Here is a 2,622-nt window from a genome sequence, read left to right on the forward strand (position 1 = left end):
TGCGTGAAGGCGACGATGCGCCGTTCCTGCTGGAGATCAACACCTCGCCTGGCATGACAGGTCATTCGCTGGTGCCGATGTCGGCCAAGGCCGCGGGCCTGAGTTACGAAGATCTTTGCGTCCAGATCCTGGGCCTGGCGCGGCTGGAGCTGCATGCCGGCCCGTCCGCCAACATCACAGGAGCGAACTAGTCGCCATGTGGCACGACATCAAATTGCTCAATGCAACGGCCGGCGCGCTATTGGCGTTGACGCTGGTAGCCGTGCTGGGCGCGGCCCTGTGGTGGGTGGCGCAGCGGCCGATGTTCACATTGAAGTCGATCCAGGTCGAGGCCACGGCGCAGGGGACGCTGCGCCATATCAGTACGTCGACGGTGCGGGCCACGGCGCTGCCGCGCATCAAGGGGAATTTCTTTACGGTCAACCTGGACGGCGTGCGCGCTGCGTTCGAATCGGTGCCCTGGGTGCGCAAGGCGACGGTGCGGCGCGCCTGGCCCAACGGCCTGGTCGTGACGGTGGAAGAACACCAGCCCCTGGGCACCTGGGGCGACGACGGGCGCTTGCTGTCGGTTGCCGGTGATATTTTTACCGCCAACCTGGCCGAAGCGGAAGAACATGGCGACCTGCCGGCGTTCATCGGGCCGCTCGGCAGCGAGCGGGAAGTCGTCACGCGGTATCACGATTTCCAGCAATGGTTCGCCGTTGCCAAACTCAAGCCGGAAAAAGTCAGCCTGTCGGGACGTTATGCCTGGTCCGTCAAGCTCAGCAATGGCATGACGGTGGAGTTGGGAAGAGAGCAGAGCCGGGATACGCTCAAGGCACGGGTGGAACGCCTGGTCAACATCTATCCGCAACTGCTGGCACGGTTGCAGGACCGCATTGAAAGCGTCGACATGCGTTATCCGAACGGCCTTGCGCTCAGGGCGCATGGGCTGAACCTGAAGCAGGAAATCAAAAAGAAGTGAAGCGATAAAAAATGACAAAAGACGCGAAGAACCTGATCGTCGGACTCGATATTGGCACCTCCAAGATTGTCGCCGTGGTGGCTGAAATCATGCCCGACGGCCGGCATGAGGTGATCGGCCTGGGCCAGCATAGTTCCAAGGGACTGAAGAAAGGCGTGGTGGTCAACATCGAGGCCACGGTGGACTCGATACAGCGAGCGCTGGAGGAGGCCGAACTGATGGCCGACTGCAAGATTCGCAACGTCTATACCGGCATTGCCGGCAACCATATCCGCAGCTTCAATTCCAGCGGCATGGTGGCGATCAAGGACAAGGAAGTGACCGCCGCCGACGTCGCTCGCGTGATAGAGACCGCCAAGGCGGTCAACATCCCGACCGACCAGCAGTTGCTGCATACGGTGCCGCAGGAATTCATTGTCGACAGCCAGGAAGACGTGCGCGAGCCGATCGGCATGAGCGGCATCCGGCTTGAAGTGAAAGTGCACATCGTGACTGGCGCGGTGTCTGCGGTGCAGAACATCGTCAAGTGCGTGCGCCGCTGCGGGCTGGAAGTGTCCGACCTGATCCTGCAGCCGATGGCGTCCGCCGACGCCGTCCTGACGGCAGACGAGAAGGAACTGGGCGTGGTGCTGGTGGACATTGGTGGCGGCACCACCGACATCGCCATTTTTACCGAGGGTGCGATCCGGCACACTGCGGTGATCCCGATTGCCGGCGACCAGATCACCAACGACATCGCGATGGCCTTGCGTACCCCCACCGCCGAAGCTGAAGAAATCAAGTTGCGCTACGGCGTGTGCAAGCAAGTGCTGGCCGATCCGGGCGAATCGATTGAAGTGCCGGGCCTGGGCGACCGCAGCCCGCGCACGCTGTCGCGGCAGGCGCTGGCGGCCGTGATCGAACCGCGAGTCGAGGAATTGTTCACGCTGGTGCACCAGGTGGTGCGCGAGTCAGGCTACGAGGAAGTGCTGTCGTCCGGCATCGTGCTCACTGGCGGCACCGCGATGATGCCAGGCATGGTTGAACTGGCAGAAGACATTTTCCTGAAGCCGGCCCGGCTGGGCATGCCCGACTATTCGGGGCAACTGGCCGATGTCGTGCGCAGTCCGCGTTACGCCACCGTGCTCGGGCTGCTGCTGGAAGCGAAAAAACAGTATTTGCGCGGGCACATCGTGCACCGCCAGCAAGGATCTGCCAATGCGGTATGGGAGCGCTTGAAAGAGTGGTTCCTGGGGAATTTTTAAAAGTCGCATCCAAGAAGTCTTATTTACTTAACCGCAGCTGGCAGTAGCTAGGCGTCACACCGCGTGATGCCTATCTACTGAAAACTGCACTACACAAGGGGAGCATGATGGAAATTGACATGATCGACATCGCATCAGGCGGCACTGTCATCAAGGTGGTCGGCGTAGGTGGTGCAGGCGGCAATGCCGTCCAGCACATGATCAACAAGGGTGTACACGGCGTGGAATTCATCTGCGCCAATACCGATGCGCAGGCGCTGAAGAATTCGAAGGCGCACAATATCATCCAGATCGGTGACAGCGGACTCGGTGCGGGCATGCGGCCTGCAGTCGGGCGGCAGTTGGCCGAAGAAACCCGCGCGCGGATCGAAGATGCGCTGCGCGGCGCGCACATGGTGTTCATCGCAGCCGGCA

2 protein-coding genes and 2 pseudogenes are annotated in these 2,622 nt (G+C 61.3%); all 4 read left to right on the forward strand.

The window, feature by feature from the left end:
* A pseudogene (locus tag Q7T64_RS06405) lies at positions 1 to 191 on the forward strand (D-alanine--D-alanine ligase); the annotation flags it as partial.
* Between the two features lie 5 nt (positions 192 to 196).
* The gene (locus Q7T64_RS06410) at positions 197 to 964 is read left to right on the forward strand and encodes a cell division protein FtsQ/DivIB (RefSeq protein WP_304793020.1); all 768 of its coding nucleotides are present in this window, start codon (positions 197 to 199) and stop codon (positions 962 to 964) included.
* Positions 965 to 975: 11 nt separating this feature from the next.
* Positions 976 to 2,208, forward strand: coding sequence for a cell division protein FtsA (gene ftsA, locus Q7T64_RS06415; protein ID WP_304793023.1), 1,233 nt, complete (start codon positions 976 to 978; stop codon positions 2,206 to 2,208).
* A 107-nt stretch (positions 2,209 to 2,315) separates the two neighbouring features.
* Positions 2,316 to 2,622 (forward strand): annotated as a pseudogene (locus tag Q7T64_RS06420) (cell division protein FtsZ); the annotation flags it as partial.

Source organism: Lacisediminimonas sp., assembly GCF_030645335.1.
GTDB lineage: Bacteria > Pseudomonadota > Gammaproteobacteria > Burkholderiales > Burkholderiaceae_D > Lacisediminimonas.

Bases quoted from the DNA above. Each gene is read 5' to 3' on its own strand.
- Q7T64_RS06410 (WP_304793020.1), top strand. From the start codon at position 197: ATGTGGCACGACATCAAATTGCTCAATGCAACGGCCGGCGCGCTATTG.
- ftsA (WP_304793023.1), top strand. From the start codon at position 976: ATGACAAAAGACGCGAAGAACCTGATCGTCGGACTCGATATTGGCACC.